The organism is Undibacterium sp. KW1 (genome assembly GCF_009937955.1).
Lineage (GTDB): Bacteria > Pseudomonadota > Gammaproteobacteria > Burkholderiales > Burkholderiaceae_D > Undibacterium.
Window position 1 is genome coordinate 3,029,857 of record NZ_AP018439.1, and the last position, 18,901, is coordinate 3,048,757.

At 49.6% G+C, this 18,901-nt stretch carries 19 protein-coding genes; 7 read left to right on the forward strand and 12 right to left on the reverse strand.

The features are described 5' to 3' along the window. The 3 genes from sdhD to UNDKW_RS13620 form a co-directional block, all read right to left on the reverse strand. A complete protein-coding gene (gene sdhD, locus UNDKW_RS13610) occupies nt 1-369 on the reverse strand; it encodes a succinate dehydrogenase, hydrophobic membrane anchor protein (protein WP_162059131.1) in 369 nt (122 codons plus the stop codon). A 2-nt stretch (nt 370-371) separates the two neighbouring features. Further along, complete coding sequence (gene sdhC / locus UNDKW_RS13615) at nt 372-779, reverse strand: succinate dehydrogenase, cytochrome b556 subunit (protein WP_162059132.1); 408 nt, start codon at nt 777-779, stop codon at nt 372-374. Nucleotides 780-980: 201 nt separating this feature from the next. After that, nucleotides 981-1,784 (reverse strand): GntR family transcriptional regulator, encoded by an 804-nt coding sequence (locus tag UNDKW_RS13620; protein ID WP_162059133.1) that lies wholly within the window; start codon nt 1,782-1,784, stop codon nt 981-983. 355 nt (nt 1,785-2,139) lie between these two features. Here UNDKW_RS13620 and UNDKW_RS13625 point away from each other — a divergent pair, with 355 nt between their 5' ends. The 5 genes from UNDKW_RS13625 to UNDKW_RS13645 all read left to right on the forward strand — a co-directional run bounded on the left by UNDKW_RS13625 (nt 2,140) and on the right by UNDKW_RS13645 (nt 7,934). Beyond that, the gene (locus UNDKW_RS13625; protein WP_162059134.1) at nt 2,140-3,129 is read left to right on the forward strand and encodes a malate dehydrogenase; all 990 of its coding nucleotides are present in this window, start codon (nt 2,140-2,142) and stop codon (nt 3,127-3,129) included. A gap of 66 nt (nt 3,130-3,195) precedes the next feature. Next, entirely contained in the window at nt 3,196-4,167 is a 972-nt protein-coding gene (locus tag UNDKW_RS13630; protein WP_162059135.1) for a CoA ester lyase, read from the forward strand. Nucleotides 4,168-4,175: 8 nt separating this feature from the next. Then, on the forward strand, nt 4,176-4,655 hold the full coding sequence (locus UNDKW_RS13635; RefSeq protein ID WP_162041581.1) for a hypothetical protein: 480 nt from the start codon (nt 4,176-4,178) through the stop codon (nt 4,653-4,655). Nucleotides 4,656-4,786: 131 nt separating this feature from the next. Next, nucleotides 4,787-7,522, forward strand: a complete 2,736-nt coding sequence (gene acnA / locus UNDKW_RS13640; protein ID WP_162059136.1) for an aconitate hydratase AcnA — start codon at nt 4,787-4,789, stop codon at nt 7,520-7,522. 172 nt (nt 7,523-7,694) lie between these two features. Beyond that, nucleotides 7,695-7,934: a hypothetical protein gene (locus tag UNDKW_RS13645; RefSeq protein ID WP_162059137.1), complete on the forward strand. Its 240-nt coding sequence runs from the start codon at nt 7,695-7,697 to the stop codon at nt 7,932-7,934. Between the two features lie 55 nt (nt 7,935-7,989). On the opposite strand, the gene UNDKW_RS13650 is transcribed toward UNDKW_RS13645, so the two are convergent. The 7 genes from UNDKW_RS13650 to phaC form a co-directional block, all read right to left on the reverse strand. Next, nucleotides 7,990-9,171 carry a cystathionine beta-lyase gene (locus UNDKW_RS13650; protein WP_162059138.1) on the reverse strand — a complete coding sequence of 394 codons (1,182 nt, stop codon included), beginning with the start codon at nt 9,169-9,171 and terminating at the stop codon, nt 7,990-7,992. A 114-nt stretch (nt 9,172-9,285) separates the two neighbouring features. After that, nucleotides 9,286-10,230 carry a S9 family peptidase gene (locus UNDKW_RS13655; RefSeq protein ID WP_174247592.1) on the reverse strand — a complete coding sequence of 315 codons (945 nt, stop codon included), beginning with the start codon at nt 10,228-10,230 and terminating at the stop codon, nt 9,286-9,288. Between the two features lie 158 nt (nt 10,231-10,388). Further along, complete coding sequence (locus UNDKW_RS13660) at nt 10,389-10,865, reverse strand: hypothetical protein (protein ID WP_162059139.1); 477 nt, start codon at nt 10,863-10,865, stop codon at nt 10,389-10,391. Continuing rightward, complete coding sequence (rimO, locus tag UNDKW_RS13665; protein WP_232063381.1) at nt 10,865-12,247, reverse strand: 30S ribosomal protein S12 methylthiotransferase RimO; 1,383 nt, start codon at nt 12,245-12,247, stop codon at nt 10,865-10,867. The genes UNDKW_RS13660 and rimO overlap by 1 nt, the downstream gene beginning before the upstream one ends. Nucleotides 12,248-12,390: 143 nt before the next feature. Continuing rightward, nucleotides 12,391-12,948 (reverse strand): polyhydroxyalkanoate synthesis repressor PhaR, encoded by a 558-nt coding sequence (gene phaR, locus UNDKW_RS13670; protein WP_162041586.1) that lies wholly within the window; start codon nt 12,946-12,948, stop codon nt 12,391-12,393. A 300-nt stretch (nt 12,949-13,248) separates the two neighbouring features. Beyond that, nucleotides 13,249-13,989, reverse strand: coding sequence for a 3-ketoacyl-ACP reductase (locus tag UNDKW_RS13675; protein WP_162041587.1), 741 nt, complete (start codon nt 13,987-13,989; stop codon nt 13,249-13,251). A gap of 43 nt (nt 13,990-14,032) precedes the next feature. After that, nucleotides 14,033-15,751 carry a class I poly(R)-hydroxyalkanoic acid synthase gene (gene phaC / locus UNDKW_RS13680; protein ID WP_162059140.1) on the reverse strand — a complete coding sequence of 573 codons (1,719 nt, stop codon included), beginning with the start codon at nt 15,749-15,751 and terminating at the stop codon, nt 14,033-14,035. 134 nt (nt 15,752-15,885) lie between these two features. Here phaC and UNDKW_RS13685 point away from each other — a divergent pair, with 134 nt between their 5' ends. Then, nucleotides 15,886-16,149 carry a hypothetical protein gene (locus UNDKW_RS13685; protein ID WP_162057052.1) on the forward strand — a complete coding sequence of 88 codons (264 nt, stop codon included), beginning with the start codon at nt 15,886-15,888 and terminating at the stop codon, nt 16,147-16,149. Between the two features lie 11 nt (nt 16,150-16,160). Here UNDKW_RS13685 and pgeF read toward each other — a convergent pair whose 3' ends face one another. Further along, nucleotides 16,161-16,970, reverse strand: a complete 810-nt coding sequence (gene pgeF / locus UNDKW_RS13690) for a peptidoglycan editing factor PgeF (RefSeq protein ID WP_162059141.1) — start codon at nt 16,968-16,970, stop codon at nt 16,161-16,163. Further along, nucleotides 16,967-18,007: an RluA family pseudouridine synthase gene (locus UNDKW_RS13695; protein WP_162059142.1), complete on the reverse strand. Its 1,041-nt coding sequence runs from the start codon at nt 18,005-18,007 to the stop codon at nt 16,967-16,969. Before UNDKW_RS13695 ends, pgeF begins: the two co-directional genes overlap by 4 nt. A 43-nt stretch (nt 18,008-18,050) precedes the next feature. Between UNDKW_RS13695 and UNDKW_RS13700 the strand changes: the two genes are divergently transcribed. After that, the gene (locus UNDKW_RS13700) at nt 18,051-18,854 is read left to right on the forward strand and encodes an outer membrane protein assembly factor BamD (RefSeq protein ID WP_162041591.1); all 804 of its coding nucleotides are present in this window, start codon (nt 18,051-18,053) and stop codon (nt 18,852-18,854) included. The last annotated feature ends 47 nt before the right edge of the window (nt 18,855-18,901 follow it).

Genomic DNA, 18,901 nt, shown 5'->3' on the forward strand with positions numbered 1-18,901 from the left:
TTATACTCTCCACAAAATCTGTGCAGCATAGCCAGCACAAGCAATCAGCCACAGAATAGTGGCAACTTGAAATACCAGACGAACAAATACGTTGTGCGTCACATAATCCATCCAGATATCACGCATACCAACCCAGGCGTGATACAGCAGGCAGATGACAACAGAGAAAGTCGCCAGCTTGAACCATTGCATGGCAAATATGCCAGCCCAGGCAGCCTGATTGAAGTTTTTGCCCGTCAAAAACAAACCCAGCAAAATGACGGTGTACGTTGCCATGACGATGGCAGTAACACGCTGCGCCAGCCAGTCACGCAAACCGTAACTTGCTCCCACGACCAGGCGCTTTGGTCCAATATTATTATTTGCCATTTTTAAAATACTCCGAACAGTTTCATGGCTACCAATGCTGCCAGCACAAGACTGATCGCCAACACACTCACCGCTGACTGACGTGCACTGTCCTTGTCGAGACCGTAGTGCAAATCCATCAGCAAGTGGCGGATACCAGCGCAGAAATGGTGCAGATAAGCCCACGACAAAGCCAGGATGATCAGCTTGACGAAAACACCAGATGCCAATGCCTGCAATTCGGCAAATGTTGCTTCTGATGTCAAACTCTTATCGAGCAGATACAAGATGAATGGCAACAACAAGAACATCAGCATTCCACTTGCCCGGTGCAAGATGGAAACAAAGCCTGCCAGCGGCAACCGGTAACCGGTTGCATCTATCAAGCGCATTACACCAAAGCGTGGCTTGGTTCTTACAACTTCAGACATAAATAATCTCCCCATTAACTAGTCTGTACATAAACCTTGCAATTTTCGCTCATTTTGGTGCATTGCACCAACAAAAATCATCACGATTAACAAAATATCGCTATCTTAAACCTAAAGCTGTGTACACGCAGAGCCAGCGAAATTGCAGATCACGAGACTTTTCACATCCAAAAACCACAGCAAATCAAATACCTGATTGATTTAGCTCAATTCATTTCTGTAGTGATGATTCATCGTCAGATATAAACCACGGCGCAACTCAACCGGCTTGTCGCCATAAGTAAAAGAAACACGCTCCACATTGAGCAAAGGCGTGCCAGCATCAACGTTCAGCAAACCGGCTATCGCTGCATCTGCGCAAACTGCCCGGATTTGCTCGGAAGCCCGTATCATGTGCGTGCCAAATTCAGTTTCAAATAAACCGTACATAGGCCCCTTGTATTCATTCAGACGCTCAGCCGTCAGACCTTTGAAGATGGAGCCGGGCAACCACAGGTCATCAAGAATAGTGGGGACACCAGAAAAAGATTGAACACGCCGAATAAAAACGACGGAATCACCAGATTTGATATCGAGCAAACGCGCCACTTCTGCCGGTGCACGCATACGCTTTACTTCAATGATGCGATTCTCCGGATAATGTGGCACACCCTCATCAGGCGCCAAACGCAAGAAGCGAAACTGGGAACGCGCCTCATGGTGGGTGGCGACAAAAGTACCCTTACCCTGCCGACGCACCACCAGGTTTTCAGCCGACAACTCATCAATCGCCTTGCGCACCGTACCCTGACTGACCTTGAAGCGACTGGCCAACTCCATCTCACTGGGGATCAACTCGCCCGGTTTCCATTCGCCAGATTGCAGGCTCTGGGTAATCAGTGCCTTGATCTGTTGATATAATGGACTAAAGGTGGGAGAAGCACTCAAAGACGATGCACCGACGCCAGCACCTGGAGTAACCGGGGTAGCAATCGGATTATTTGCGGTTGGTATGATAGCGTTCATAGACTGCAATTTCACCACAAAACTACCCAGCACGTCCAGAACAAAAACTAAGTGATATGTCTTATATAAGACATAAGATATTGATTGACACTTAGCCCCGCACGACCTACACTCCCGTACAAACAATAGTTGAAGTCTGCATCGGGCCGCCCTCAACTATTAATCTGTCACAAAGCAGTCACACCAAGCAATATAGTTCGAACGCTTTCAATGTAAAGGACGAAAACATGTTTGCAGCGGATTTTGGCTGACTGACAGCGCTTTCAACGGTATCATTAAGTGTTTTACATAGCGTCGGCTTATCAGTCGCTGCAATTGTTTGAACATCGTTTTCACACCACTTCGGAGATGCATCATGGCGAAATCCCCTATGCGCGTAGCTGTCACCGGCGCCGCAGGCCAAATTGGCTATTCCCTTCTGTTCCGTATCGCCAATGGCGACATGCTGGGCAAAGACCAGCCAGTGATTCTGCAATTATTGGAAATTCCTGACGAAAAAGCCCAGAAAGCGCTGAAAGGCGTAATGATGGAAATCGACGACTGCGCATTCCCACTGTTGGCTGGCATGACAGCTCACAGCGATCCAATGACAGCGTTCAAAGATATCGACGTCGCCCTGCTGGTTGGTGCGCGTCCTCGCGGCCCAGGCATGGAACGCAAAGATCTGCTGGAAGCCAACGCGCAGATTTTCACTGTACAAGGCAAGGCACTGGATGCAGTAGCATCCCGCAACGTTAAAGTTCTGGTCGTTGGTAACCCAGCCAATACCAATGCTTACATCGCGATGAAATCGGCACCTTCCCTGCCAGCGAAAAACTTCACAGCAATGCTGCGCCTGGATCACAACCGCGCCTTGTCTCAAGTGGCAGCCAAAGTTGGCAAGCCAGTGGCCGCAGTTGAAAAACTGTGCGTATGGGGCAATCACTCCCCAACCATGTACGCTGACTATCGCTTCGCGACAGTTGACGGCGCATCTGTCAAAGACCTGATCAATGATCAAGTCTGGAACAAGGATGTATTCCTGCCTACAGTTGGCAAACGCGGCGCAGCAATTATCGAAGCACGCGGCCTTTCTTCTGCAGCTTCTGCAGCGAACGCAGCAATCGACCACGTACGTGACTGGTTGCTGGGCACAAATGGTAAATGGACAACAATGGGTATCCCTTCCGATGGCTCTTATGACATCCCTGAAGGCACCATGTTCGGCTTCCCTGTGACAACAGAAAACGGCGAATACACTATCGTTCAAGGTCTGGAAATCGACGAGTTTTCCCGTGAACGCATCAACATCACACTCAAAGAATTGCAAGAAGAGCGTGATGGCGTCAAACACCTGGTAGGTTAATCAGGTAAGGGGGCAGGTTCCGGCACTCGCTGGAATCTGCCTTGATTCACGACGATATATTAAGTAATGCACCCATCTACAGTACTTTTTCAGGATCAAACTCTACCGGTTATATTACCGGTCTGCGACCATTACGCAGGATCTGAAAAATTGATGCGCAAATCGATTGCGCTACAACAGGAACTGGGTGGAGTTTTTGACATCACTCTCGATTGCGAAGACGGCGCGGCCGCTGGCAACGAGATCAACCACGCAAATCTGGTCACCAGTTTGGTGAACAGTACAGATAATCATTATCAGCGCCTGGGCGTGCGGGTGCATGATGTACATCACCCCGCATTTGAGCAAGACCTGGAAATCATCCTCCCTGCATGTGCAGACAAACTCGCTTATCTGGTTCTACCAAAAATCAACAATGTTGCCGAATTGCAGACTGCTCTTCAGCGCATTAATCATGTTGGCAAAAGAACTGATGGCCAACTGGTCCCTGTCCACGTCTTGATAGAAAGCCATGGCGCGCTGGCAGAAGTGCAGCAAATTGCCACCCTGCCCCAGGTAGAATGCCTGTCATTTGGTTTGATGGATTTTGTGTCCGCCCATTTTGGTGCCATACCTGCATCGGCGATGCGCTCACCTGGGCAGTTCAGCCACCCCCTGGTCTTGCGGGCCAAGCTTGAGATTGCTGCAGCCTGTCATCGCTACGGCAAGGTAGCCTCACACAATGTTACCACCGAGATCAAAGACGCCAGCGTCGTGGCGAATGACGCACATCGCGCAGCCAGTGAGTGCGGCTACACACGCATGTGGAGCATACATCCAGATCAGATACGCCCCATCATTGAGGCATTTACGCCTGATGAAAACGACATCCATGATGCCGTAGGCATCCTGAGTCAGGCAAAAAAACAGGACTGGGGGCCCATACAATGGCAAGGACAGTTACATGACAGAGCCAGTTACCGTTATTATTGGACAATTTTAAAACGTGCCCAGTCCGGGTCATTTGTTTTACCAGCAGCAACACAAGAGTTAATCTAGGAGACACCATGAAATTACTTTCTTTTATCAGCCTGGCATTTGCCGCATGCACCATCCTTGTGGCCAATGCCCATGCGGTGGAAGCGCCACGCAGCAAAACCAAATCCACGGCAAAGGCAGCAAAACCTGCAGCCACCCAGGCAACAAAAGAAGATGACGAGCCAGAACCAGACGTGGCATCGCACAAAAATTTCGACTACAAGTGCGAACTCGGCAACTCCCTGACCATGTACACCAATCCAGAAGATGCTGACCACGTGGCCATGCGCTGGAAAAAACGCCTGTACCGCCTGACTAAAGTCGATACCACTACAGGTGCCGTGCGCTTTGAAAACCGCAAGTCTGGATTTGTCTGGATAGGCATTCCCGCCAAAGGTTTATTACTGGATTCTCACAAGGGCCAGCAATTGGCCAATGAATGCAAGACAGAAGCAGCATCACTGGCAGAAGTGAATAGCAGCGCCACCGGTGCAGCGCCAGTCAAGTAAGTTCTAGTGCCATAACACGCAATATTTGCTCAGTATGACCGGATGGAGTTGAGTGGGTATTGAGTGGATATTGCAGTAATTTAATGTAATTATTTTTTGATCGTTGATTTTTGTAAATAAGAGGAAGAGCCATGAGCCAAAATGCGTACAAAGATGCATTCAAAACCCTGAAAGATTTTAAAATTTCAGACACCAAGAAAGGCAAGTTCTTTTCCCTGCCTGCACTGGAAAAAAATCTCGGCGTAAAAATCTCACGCCTGCCAGTCTCCATCCGTATCGTGCTGGAATCGGTACTGCGTAACTGCGACGGCAAAAAAGTCACCGAAGAGCACGTCAAGCAGCTTGCGAACTGGGGTGCAACTGCAGCCCGCACGGACGAAATCCCTTTCGTCGTATCCCGAGTTGTCCTGCAAGATTTTACCGGCGTCCCTTTGCTGGCTGACCTGGCTGCGATGCGCAACGTCGCTGCCAAGCAAGGCAAAAATCCAAAAAATATCGAGCCATTGGTTCCGGTTGATCTGGTCGTCGATCACTCCGTGCAGATCGATCATTTCCGCGAAAAGAAAGCGCTGGACCTGAACATGAAACTGGAATTCCAACGCAATAACGAGCGTTACCAGTTCATGAAATGGGGCATGCAGGCATTTGATACTTTTGGCGTGGTTCCTCCAGGCTTTGGTATCGTCCATCAGGTCAATCTGGAATACCTCGCACGCGGCGTACACAAAATCAAAGATGCCAAGAAAAATGAAGTCTTCTATCCAGACACACTGGTAGGTACGGACTCCCACACCACCATGATCAATGGTATTGGTGTCGTCGGCTGGGGCGTGGGCGGTATTGAAGCCGAAGCCGGCATGCTGGGTCAACCGGTCTATTTCCTGACACCTGACGTGGTTGGCGTGAACCTGACTGGCGCATTGCGCGAAGGTTGTACGGCAACGGATCTGGTACTGACAATTACCGAATTGCTGCGCAAAGCCAAGGTTGTTGGCAAGTTTGTTGAATTCTTTGGCGAAGGCACACGCTCCCTGTCCCTGACAGACCGCGCCACCATCGCCAACATGGCACCAGAATACGGCGCCACCATGGGCTTCTTCCCGGTTGATGAAGCGACTATCGACTACTTCAAAGGCACAGGCCGCACCAAGGCAGAAATAGACGCATTCGAAGGCTATTTCAAAGCCCAGAAAATGTTTGGCATCCCTGCTGCTGGCGACATCGACTACACGACAGAAATCAGCCTTGATCTGTCCACCGTTGCACCATCTCTGGCTGGCCCTAAACGCCCACAAGATCGTATTGAAATCGGTAACGTCAAATCGACTTTTGCAGACCTGTTCTCGAAACCAACTTCTGAAAATGGCTTCAACAAAAAGGCAGAAGATCTGGATGCGGTCTACACCAACACTGATGGCGTAAAAGTCAAAAACGGCGACGTATTGATCGCTGCGATTACATCCTGCACCAACACATCCAATCCTAGCGTCTTGCTGGCAGCTGGTTTGCTGGCCAAGAAAGCCGTTGAAGCCGGCTTGAAAGTGGCCCCACATATCAAAACTTCGCTGGCTCCTGGCTCGCGCGTTGTGACCAAATACCTGGAAGCAGCAGGTTTGTTGCCTTACCTGGAAAAACTCGGCTTCGGCGTCACAGCCTACGGTTGTACAACCTGTATCGGCAATGCCGGTGACCTGACACCTGCAATGAATGAAGCAATTGTTGCCAACGACGTCGTCGCATCTGCAGTTCTGTCCGGCAACCGTAACTTTGAAGCACGTATTCATCCGAATATCCGCTCCAACTTCCTGGCCTCCCCTCCTTTGGTGGTTGCTTACGCCATTGCTGGCAATATGACACGCGACCTGATGACAGAGCCAGTTGGCCGCGTTAAAGGCAAGGACATTTTCCTCGGCGACATCTGGCCTACCAGTGCAGAAATCAACAAGCTGATGAAATTTGCGATGAATTCCAAGACTTTCAAGGAAAACTACGCTGACGTCAAAGGCGCACCAGGCAAGCTGTGGGAAAACATCCAGGGTGTTGCAGAAGGTGAAGTCTATAACTGGCCTACTTCCACCTATATCGCTGAGCCACCATTCTTTGCTGACTTCACGATGGAACCAAAAGCCGCCGCGACAGGTATCACTGGTGCGCGTGCACTGGGCGTATTCGGCGACTCCATCACGACTGACCATATCTCCCCAGCTGGCTCCATCAAGGAATCCAGCCCTGCCGGTAAATGGCTGAAAGAAAACGGCGTCTTGAAAGCCGATTTCAACTCCTACGGCTCACGTCGTGGCAACCATGAAATCATGATGCGCGGCACGTTTGCCAACGTCCGCATCAAAAATCTCATGATCCCGGCAAAAGAAGACGGTTCCCGCGTTGAAGGCGGCGAAACCCTGTTCCAGCCAACCGGCGAACCGATGGCCATTTACGATGCCGCAATGAAGTATGTTGCTGAAGGCACGCCAACCATGATTTTCGGCGGCGAAGAATACGGTACGGGTTCTTCCCGTGACTGGGCTGCAAAAGGGACGCAATTGCTGGGCGTCAAAGCTGTCATCGGCCGTTCTTTTGAACGTATCCACCGCTCCAACCTGGTTGGCATGGGTGTATTGCCACTGCAATTCATCGGCACTGACAGTGTTGATACGTTGGGCATCACTGGCAATGAATCCTTTGATCTCAAAGGTATAGAAGATGAAATCAAGCCACAGCAAGAAGTGACTCTGGTCATCAACCGTGCCAACGGTGAGAAGAAGGAAGTCAAAGTCTTGCTGCGCATCGATACACCTATCGAAGTTGACTACTACAAACATGGCGGCATCTTGCCATTCGTCTTGCGCCAATTGCTGGCAGCCTAAGCTTAGAGCAAACCCATCCCTGCTTGCAGGGATGGATTGAAAAAGAGTGAATTTCCATGGAAATTCACTCTTTTTTATTTGGTTTTTCTTTCATTGCATGAACATGCAAGAATGATGTAAGCAAGCTCCTCTAAGCTTAGTCCATCTTATAAGCTCAACTCTGGAGACAATTATGTGGAAAATTCTCGTCGGCTTTATTATTTTTGCAGCCGCTGCCCTGTTCCTGATTTTTAAAGCGGGTGACAAAGTCGATATGCAAGGTGAAGCAGCCGGCCATAATCCAACCGAGGTTCATTCCGCTTCCGCCAGTGCCACCGCTCCTGCTCCGGCAAGCCTGCCAGTTGCCGCATCTGAAGCGAGCGCAAGTGCCGCGCCAGCATCTGAAGCAGCAGCAAGCAGTGCCAGTAAATAAGTCTTTATTTAGTAAAACGAAGGCTGCCTGAATAACAAACTGGCAGCCATTGTCTTTACTCCAGCGTCATCAAAGCCTGCTCTATATCGGCAATCAGGTCTTGCGTATCTTCCAGGCCTATATTGAAACGTACCAAAGTCCCTGACTCTGTCCAGTTGCTACGCATATACTGCATGCGATAAGGCACGCATAAACTATGCGCCCCACCCCAGCTATAACCCAACTTGAACAGTTTCAGGCTATCGACGAAGCGGTCGGTTTGCTCTTCAGTATACTTCGCATCCAATAGCACCGAAAACAAGCCGCCTGCCCCGGTAAAATCACGCTGCCAGATTTCATGCCCAGGACAATCTGGCAAGGCTGGATGCAAAACCTTGCTGATCTCTGGTCGCCGGGCTAACCACGCAGCAATTTTGCGTGCACTTTGATCGTGTGCATTAAAACGCAGTTGCAGCGTCGGCAAATTGCGCAGTACCAGATAGACGTCGTCCATGCCAATACCAAAGCCCAGACGCATGTGCGCCAGTTGCAACCGGGTATTCAGTGCCTTGTCACGGGTAATGACAGCTCCCATCAAGACATCCGAACCACCACTCTGGTATTTGGTCAGCGCCTGCATGATGATATCCACTCCATGCTCAAGAGCAGAGAACGCAAGCCCTGCCGACCAGGTATTGTCCATCGCCACCAATACCCCGCGCGCATGGGCAGCAATGCATATTGCGGGCACATCCGGTACTTCCATTGACACAGAACCCGGTGCCTCCACCCAGATCAGGCGGGTATTTTCTGCTATCAATGCTGCGATACCAGCACCAATCAAGGGGTCATAATACTGCACACTGATACCGAAACTGCGCGATAACCAATCTGCCAGGTCACGGTTGGGGCCGTAGGCATTGTCCGGTATCAGAACATGATCACCACTCTGCAGGAAAGCCATATCTACCAAGGTGATCGCTGCGAGGCCACTGGGTGCAAGCAGGCAGAAGTTGCCTTTCTCTATCTGCGCCAGCCTGGCTTCCAGGGTAAAACTGGTCGGTGTACCATGCAGACCATAAGTATACGCCGACTTATCCTGCCAGCTACGCTCGCGCATGGCGGCGACATTTTCAAACAAGACAGTAGATGCATGATGTATGCCGACAGGAAAGGCAGCAAAACCTTCTGGTGCAACATATTCATTGTGGATGATGCTGGTATTAAATCCCGGCTCAGGTCGAATATTTTCTGACATGCCAATCCCGTTTCGCTAATAGTTCGAATGTTTGCACATATTAGCGTACAAGCAGTACGCACTCCATCATGAAAAAAGGCGCATCACGCGCCTTTTAGAAGTCTGTCTTGTTAACTATTTTTTTGACAGCTCGTTGATCATTTCACCTTCTGTCAGGCTGATGTTGCTGGCAGACCCATCATCCAGCAGAATTTTTCTGGCGATCAGATCGTTACCAGGAGCCAGAATCGTAAAATGTGAAGCTCCTTTGATCGATAAGAATTTGATATAGGGATTGCGGGATTTACTGCGAAGCGACTCCAGAGATTGGATATTTCCATCCACCCCCTCAATAACAAATAAAGGGCTTGCGACAGATGGCAGCCAGTAATATGGTGCGCGAGCCAGCAAGTCCGCACTACTCATCTTGTCGTAATTAACCGGCATCATTTTCCCGTATTGACGCAACTCAGCGACCGGGCCAAATGAAAAAACTGCCCTGAAGCGTTTGCTAGCCTCAGCCACCATCAATACCAGAGTACCGCCAGTGCTATGGCCACCAAGATAAATACGCGATGGATCTACCCAGGGTTGCTGGGCCAGATAATCTGCCGCTGCCAGCACATCATCAATCTCACCAAAATGCGCCTCATGCTTACCTGGATTGTCATTACCACCGCGCAAAGTCGGGAACATCATCACGATACCCGCTTTGCGGTAAGCCGCAGCAGACTGGTCATTAGTTCTGGGACTAGCCTGGGATAAAGTTGTTCCATCAATCGAATTGCAATCGCCGCCTGTAATCCAGATGATGGCCGGGTGTTTTTTCCCATCCTTGGGGTCGGGAGTCAACATGGCAGCAAGCTGCCCTACTGCTGACTGATACTGCACAGATTTAAATACATTGTCTGGTGAATTACCTACAGGGCTACGATCATTCCCCTCATAAGCCACCTGAGTCTTGAACTGCTTGCGAAAGCTGGCAAAGGATGCAGGATTGGGTGCGTTATCAGCATGTACTGATGAAGAAATTGACACTAGCAACAATGCAAGTGCGCAAATTTTTTTTATTGAAAACATGATCGTCCAGGCCCGAGAAAAAGAGCCTGGATTGTACCATTTGAGATTTGGCTCAAATACACGCTATTTGGGATTACGGGGCAACAGCAAGAACTGCACATCGCATAAAAATATACGCCGGCATGAGCAGCCTTGGATGAAAAGCTCGATCGACTATTTTATTTAGTTAAGACAGCTTTGGTTTTTTTACTTTTTGGAAGTGGCAGCAATTCAAGTACAAATTCTTTACTGACTTTGCCATCATCTGATTGCCAGATACCGCGTATGACATTGTCCTTGAGTTCACCATCCCACTGCCCGGATACATCTATGCCGTCTTCGGATTCTTCCATGCTGAGCTTGTTGCCGCTGACTTCACCGGCCAACAAAATTTTTTTACCTTGATTACGCTTGCCACCTGCCACGACATAAGAACCTTCGACACTGTCCCTGTCTTCGGCCTTTGGTTGCAAATGCATACGTATCTTGTCATCACCGATTTTGCCCTGGAATTCAATTTCCCTCGCAAAAAAAGGGTTCTCCATGGGAGCAAAGCGTGTAGTCTGGATGGAAGCAGGCTCAGCCTTGACCTGAGCCTGGGCCGCAATCCCCGAGAACAGAGTCAGCGGCAATACAGCGAAATACAAAAATCTCATCAGACCGCTTCGCCCCACAAGTCATGGGCATCTGCTGCCGTAATTTTCACTTCGACGAATTCACCGACCTTGAGTTTGCGATGTGGCTCGAAAGGTGGCTTGACATAGACTACGCCATCAATCTCAGGCGCATCCGCAGAGCTACGGCCAACGCCACCACTACGATCCAGGGAATCGATCAAGACACGCATGGTTTTTCCTATCTTGGCCTGCAGGCGTTTCTTGGATATGCCTTCCTGCAATTCCATGACCCGGCGGCGGCGATCTTCACGGACCTCATCTTGCAACTGGTTCTCTATCTCGTTGGCTGTTGCGCCCTCGACCGGTGAATAGGCAAAACAACCGAGTCGATCAATTTCAGCCTCTTTAAGGAAGTCGAGCAGGTATTCAAACTCTTCTTCTGTCTCGCCAGGGAAACCGGCGATGAAGGTGGAACGTATCGTGATCTCCGGGCACATTTCACGCCAGGCCTTGATGCGTTCGATATTTTTCTCACCACTTGCCGGACGCTTCATGCGTTTCAACACGTCAGGGTGAGCATGTTGCAAAGGCACATCCAGATAAGGCAGGACATGACCATTATTCATGAAAGGAATGATCTGATCGACATGCGGATACGGATACACATAGTGCAGGCGCACCCAGGCATCATATTGTTTGGCCAACTCACCCAGCGCCTCCACCAACTGCGTCATATGCGTCTTGACTGGCTTGCCGTTCCAGAAGCCCATGCGGAACTTGATATCCACGCCATAGGCACTGGTGTCCTGAGAGATCACCAGCAATTCCTTGACCCCGGCTTTGAACAGGTTTTCTGCTTCCAGCATGACATCTGCAATCGGGCGTGACACCAGATCACCACGCATGGAGGGAATAATGCAGAAACTGCAGCGGTGGTTACAGCCTTCGGATATTTTGAGGTAAGCAAAATGCTTGGGCGTCAGTTTGACCCCTTGTGCTGGCACCAGATCCATGAAAGGCTCATGGGGTTTAGGCAAATGCTTGTGCACTGCCGCCATGACTTCGCCGACTGCATGTGGGCCAGTCACTTCCAGCACTTTAGGATGGATGGACTGTATCATGTCCTTGCCGTCAGCATCTTTTTTAGCACCCAGGCAACCAGTCACAATGACCTTGCCGTTTTCAGCCAGTGCCTCACCTATCGCATCCAGAGATTCCTGCACAGCGGCATCAATGAAGCCGCAGGTGTTAACGATGACCAGATCGGCACCGTCATAGGATTTGGCAGTGTCGTAACCTTCAGCGCGCAACTGGGTCAGGATTTGTTCGGAATCGACAAGCGCCTTTGGACAACCCAGGGACACAAATCCCACCTTGTGGGTAGCAGGCATTTCTTGACGACGAATTTCAGTGATAGACATAAGGACAATAAATAGCAAAAAGGGTACAAAAGCGAATCCGCTATTGTACCCTTTTTGTCAGCCCAACTTGCCGCATCTGTCATAATTTCCTGAAGAATCAGGGGCTTAAGTCAGAATACGTCCCCGTTCGACTTGAATATCATTTACTTTTTATTCACATCTTCTGGATTGAAGGGGAAGACATTGAACATGTTTTTTGCCTGGCTTTGCATTTGTTCTTGCATTTGCACAAACAAATTCTTGCTCTGCTCTATGTAGTTGCCCATCATGCCCTGCATCATCGGGCCCTGAACATTCATGAACTGAGTCCACATCTCAGGGCTGAAGGGCTTGCCTTCGTAGATACCCTTGGAATTCTCGGCCAGTTTGTTCTGTATATCAATAAAGGCCTGGACATTTTTTTCCAGGTAATTGCCCATCATGCCTTGCATGGCGTGACCATAGTAGCGAATGATTTGCGACAAGACCACACTGGAGAACATGGGCGTACCACCCGCCTCTTCTTCCAGAATGATTTGCAACAGTATGCTGCGCGTCAGGTCTTCGCCAGTTTTTGCATCGACTACGGCGAAATCATCGTTCTCCAATACAAACTGCTTGACATCAACCAGCGTGATATAGCTGCTGGTCTGGGTGTCATACAGACGACGGTTAGGATATTTCTTAATCAGATGCTGTGTTGATTTTTTTGCGCTATTCATTGAGATCTCAGTTAAACACTTCGATATCCTGCCACTTTACGAGGATCACTCGTCAAAGTAACACAGACTATTCACGCAAACATGATTCTTATTCTGGCCCGGCCAAAACAGCTTTCATGTTTGTCCCCTTTTTTTATATCTTGTATTTTGCAGCCTGCAAAAGATATGCCCATCGAAATCTTGCGACTCTGATGGGCATATTTTACCGCACTGCAGAAGAAAGACAGCAATCAGGGAGGCTAAAAAGCCAATTTAAAAAATATATTCTAATTCCTGGCAGTTTCTGATGGTTGGCGGCGATTAGCCCATATGCAAACCACCATTGATGGAGAAATCTGAACCAGTAGCATAACCACCTTCATCAGATGCAATCCAGGCAACAATAGAGGCAATCTCTTCAGGCTCAGCCAGACGTTTGACAGGGATGCCAGCCACAATTTTTTCCAGCACGTCTGGGCGTATGGCCTTGACCATGTCGGTACCGACATAACCTGGGGATACTGTATTGACCGTCACCCCCTTGGTTGCCACCTCCTGCGCCAGAGCCATGGAGAAGCCATGGATACCTGCTTTAGCCGTCGAGTAGTTAGTCTGACCAAACTGGCCTTTTTGACCATTCACAGAAGAAATATTGATGATACGGCCCCACCCACGATCCACCATGCCGTCGATAACTTGTTTCGTGACATTGAATAGTGAGTTCAGGTTGGTGTCCATCACCGCATCCCAATCTGCCTTGCTCATCTTGCGGAACTGACCATCACGGGTAATACCCGCATTATTGACCAGCACATCGACTTCGCCAATTTCTGCCTTGACCTTTTCAAAAGCTGCCTTGGTTGATTCCCAGTCCGAGACATTACCCTCAGAAGCATGAATGTCCAGGCCTTCTGCACGCATATCTGCCAGCCATTTATCCTTACGGGCTGAATTCGGGCCACAACCGGCAACGACTGTATAGCCATCTTTGCACAAACGTCTGCAAATTGGAGTTCCGATACCACCCATACCACCAGTAACATAAGCAACACGTTTTGACATACTTGTTCTCCTCATTGAATTTTAATTACTTAACAACAAACCTTCAATCTGCCCTTACCTTCACATACCGTCCGGGTGCGGCTTCAATTGCAGGAAATTCTGCGCTTCCAGGCTTAGCTGGCACTTTCACCATCTTGCCGCCATGCTCGCCTAAAAAAGCTGACCATTCTGGCCACCAGCTGCCCGGGTGTTCTGTGGCACCAGCAAACCAGCTTTCTGCATCCAGGCCAGCCTGCTCATTAGTCCAATAACTTCTTTTCTTCTTGGCCGGGGGATTCACCACCCCGGCGATATGGCCCGATGCACCCAGCACAAAGCGATTCCTGTCTTTATGGCGGGGATTAAGCAAGGCTGTAGAAGCAAATGCTGCCTGCCAGGGAACAATGTGATCTTCACGTGAGCCATAGACAAAGCAAGGTGCATCGATTTTGCCCAGATCGACCTCGCTGCCAGCGACTGTCAATGCGCCAGGCTGTTTGAGTTTGTTCTCCAGATAGGTATTGCGGAGGTACCAGCAAAACATCGGGCCAGGCAAGTTGGTACTATCGGCATTCCAGTACAAGAGATCGAATGGTGGTGGAGCCTCACCCTTGAGGTAATTAGACTGCACATAATTCCAGACCAGATCATTTGCCCTCAGGCTGGAGAATGTGCTGGCCAGGTCCTTGCCCGGCAAAATGCCACGACGGCCTATGGTCTGCTCACGCATCTTGACTTGCATTTCATCGACAAACACGTCGAGCACACCAGTCTGGGTAAAGTCCAGCAAAGTAGTCAGTAAAGTCAGGCTGCTGGCAGGATGCTCACGGCGCGCCGCCAGTACAGACAAGGCAGTCGAAATGATGGTGCCACCCACGCAAAAGCCAAAGGTGTTGATCTTGTCCTGCTTGCTGATTTTTTGCACGACCTTGATGGCCTGTATCGCGCCATCCTCGATATAGTCATTCCAGCTGACTTCGGCCATGCTTTCATCTGGATTCGCCCAGGACACCAGGAACACTGTATGCCCCTGATCAACGGCATAACGCACGACCGAGTTCTCAGGCTGCAAATCAAGGATATAAAATTTATTGATACAAGGCGGCACCATCAACAAGGGACGCTGATGAACTGTCTTGGTGGTAGGCTGATACTGAATAAGCTGGAACAGATGGTTTTCATACACCACGGTACCAGCTGATGTCGCGACATTTTTGCCGACTTCGAAGGCGGATTCATCTGTCTGGGAAATGCGGCCTTTTTGCATATCGGCCAGCATTTGAGTAATGCCCTTGGCCAGACTCTCGCCTTTACTCTCAATCAGTTTGCTTTGCGCTTCGGGATTAGTGACCAGAAAATTGGCCGGCGACATCGCATCTATCATTTGCTGCACTGCAAAACCGATTTTCTGTTTTGTCTTGATTGGAGCCTGCACAGATTCTGCCATGGCCATCAAAAAACGTGCATTCAACAAATAAGATGCCGCACTATATGAGTGCATGGCATGGTTATGCCAGTCTGGGGCTGAAAAACGCCTGTCTTTCAGATCAGGGATTTTGGATACAGCAAAGTCTTGCCATAGCTTGCCGAACTCTTGCATATACTCCGTTTGCAAGCGCGTCATGGTGGCAGGATCTATCTGCGCCCCCAAGTCCTTCAGCATATCTGCTGCTGGCATGGGGTTCATTGTTGCGGCAGGTTTCATCCACTCCTGCCATTTGTCTTGATTCACTAGCTGTGACATCCACTCGGAGTACATAGCTTGAGGATCGAAAGTCTTCATGCGTGCCTCCTGATTTTCGCGTATCGTTTCGAAATAATTTTAAGCTTTCTTTCCCTGATTAAATAAGCTGCAATACAGTTCCTACCATTGCTTGCCCACATCAAGCATTCACAATAATAAGTAGCAAGGTTTTTATGTATATCGTTGCAATCGCCTGGATTTATGTCGTATTGATGATGTCGATCACAGAACACTCCGTCACCGCAGGCATCATGACTTTCCTCTTGTATTGCGTTTTTCCTTTAACAATAGTTTTATACCTGATGCGTACACCACAGCGCAAGCGTGAACGACTGGAAAAACAAGCTGCACTGCAAAAACAATCTGAAACGCCAACACTTTCAGACGACGATCAACTGCATCAAGCACACCAATCAGTCGAAACGAAAGCGGATTAAATCAAACAGCTTTAATCCGGCGCAATCCAGATCAAGCTGACCATTCTTCCGCTGACACCGTCACGGCGGTATGAATAGAACTCTGTCACTTCGCTCACTGTACAATGGTCTCCGCCAAAAACCTGGTCAATACCGATGTCATTCAGCAATTTTCTTGCCAGCCCGTAAAGATCCGCCAGATATTTTTCTGCACCATCCTGCCGGGCTTGCACGTTGAAATACGCCTGCGCATCAGGAATCTGTGCAGCAAAAGCATCCAGTACATCACGCCCCACTTCAAATTCTTGCGGCCCGATAGCTGGACCAAGCCATGCAATAATTTCTTGCGCGCCCTTACCTCTCATCGCTAACACGGTATTTTGCAACACACCACCAGCCAGCCCACGCCAGCCAGCATGGGCTGCCGCAACGACCTTACCGGCGATATCGGCAAATAAAACCGGCAAACAATCCGCAGTCAGCACGGCGCAGACTTGCCCTGCTTGCGTACTGAGAACCGCATCACCGATATTGGACTTACCAATACCAAGGTCAGCCGTGTTCAGTATTATATTGCCATGCACTTGTGATAAGAATATGACATCCGAAGGCAATTGACGATTTAATTTATCCCGATTCTGTTTTACAGCAAGCGGATCATCATTGACATGGTCACCGAGATTGAAGCCACTGCTGCCGCTTGCGTCTCCATAGGGGCCAAGACTGACCCCGCCATGACGGGTAGTGGTGAACGCCCGCACGTTAGCGGGCGCGTGCTGCCAGTTGGGCAGCACTACCGGGAAAGGAGCAAGAGCAGCCAAGTTCTTGCTGCCTGGTTTCATACTGTCTGTATGCCAGCCTGCTGCAGCAATACTGCAAAATCATCAGCTAATGGGACCTCCCACTCCACATGCTCGCCTGTGGTCGGGTGCGTCAAACCCAGCTTACGTGCCTGCAGCGCCTGGCGATGAAAAAAGCGGGCCAGATGCTGCTTGCCATATAAAGGATCACCTACCAGGGGAAAACCCAGTGACAGCATGTGAACACGTATTTGATGGGTGCGGCCAGTTTCCAGTTGGCAGGCCACCAGGCTGACAGGAAATTTTTCCAGCATGCCAGCCGCCACCCGCTGGAAATGCGTGACAGCAGGCTTGGCAAGCATGCTTTGTGAAACCGCCATCTTGATGCGGTCACGCGGATGTCTGGCCATGGGTGCATCGACTGTGCCTGACAAATTAGGCGTACCCCATACCAGCGCATAATATTCACGCTTGACTGTTCTGTCCTGTAACTGACGCACCAGTTCAGTATGGGCTATCAGGGTTTTGGCGACCACCATCAGGCCAGAAGTATCTTTATCCAGCCTGTGCACGATGCCAGCCCGTGGCACGCCGAGCAAAGCAGGCCAGCGATATAGCAAGCCGTTGAGCAAAGTGCCTGACCAGTTACCCGCTGCCGGGTGCACCACCATATCAGCTGGTTTGTTGATGACCAGGATGTCATCGTCTTCATACACCACGTTCAAAGGGATGTCTTCGGGTGCATAAGCACCTTCGTCGGGCGCTGCCTGTGGCTCAATGATGATTTTTTCATCACCGAGCATGGTCATCTTGCCACGACCTGGCTTGCCATCAACGCTGACAAAACCGTCTTCTATCCACTGCTGGATGCGGCTTCTTGAATATTGTGGAACCAGTTTGGACAAAGTCTTGTCCAAACGCTCACCACAAGCATCCGAAGTAAGCTTTAATTCTATATTTTCTACTACAAGGGCAAAATCTTCGTCCACTTCGGTGGTATCGTTCAGCCCTTCCAATTCAGTGTCCAGGTCGGAATCTGACAAAATCACTGTAGTAGTTTGTTTCACATTTTTTGCCATCGGCTATAATCCGTAAATTGTTTTCATGCTCACGCACAAATTTATGCACATTAAATCTTTGAAATTGCTGGTTCTGGCTGTTGCCGCGTCCTTAAGTTTAAGCGGCTGCGGGGTCTTTGGTGAAAAAGGCGATGAGACCAAAACCTGGTCAGCATCAAAATTATACGCTGAAGCTAAAGACGAAATGTCCAGTGGGGGTTATGAAAAGGCAATTCAATACTTTGAAAAACTGGAATCACGCTTCCCTTTCGGTACTTACGCACAACAAGCGCAGATGGAAACTGCCTACGCTTATTACAAACAAGGTGACCAGGCCCAGGCGCTGGCCGCAGTGGAACGTTTTATCAAGCTGCACCCAAATCATAGCCATGTAGATTACATGTATTATTTGCGCGGCGTGATCAACTTCAACGACCAGGTCGGCTTGCTCAATTTCCTTGCAAACCAGGATATCACCGAACGCGACCCTAAAGCCTCCCGAGATTCTTTCGATGCCTTCAAGCAACTTGCAGTCCAGTTCCCAGACAGCAAGTATACGCCAGACGCGATCCTGCGCATGAAATATCTGGTAAATGCACTCGCGCAATATGACGTACACGTAGCACGCTATTACCTGCGTCGTGGCGCCTACCTGGCTTCAGCCAACCGCGCGCAGTCTGCCATCAAGGAATATCCGGATGCACCATCCATTGAAGAAGCGATGTTCATTTTGATACGATCCTACGATGCGATGGGCATGACAGAGCTGCGGGATGATGCAAACCGCGTCTTCTTGCAGAACTTCCCAAAAAGTGATTACCTGACAGGCAAAGCAGGTAAGCGCGATGCGTGGTGGAAATTCTGGTAAGAATGCAAGCAACCCTGATGTAAAGTCAGGGCGCAAGCATGTGCCCT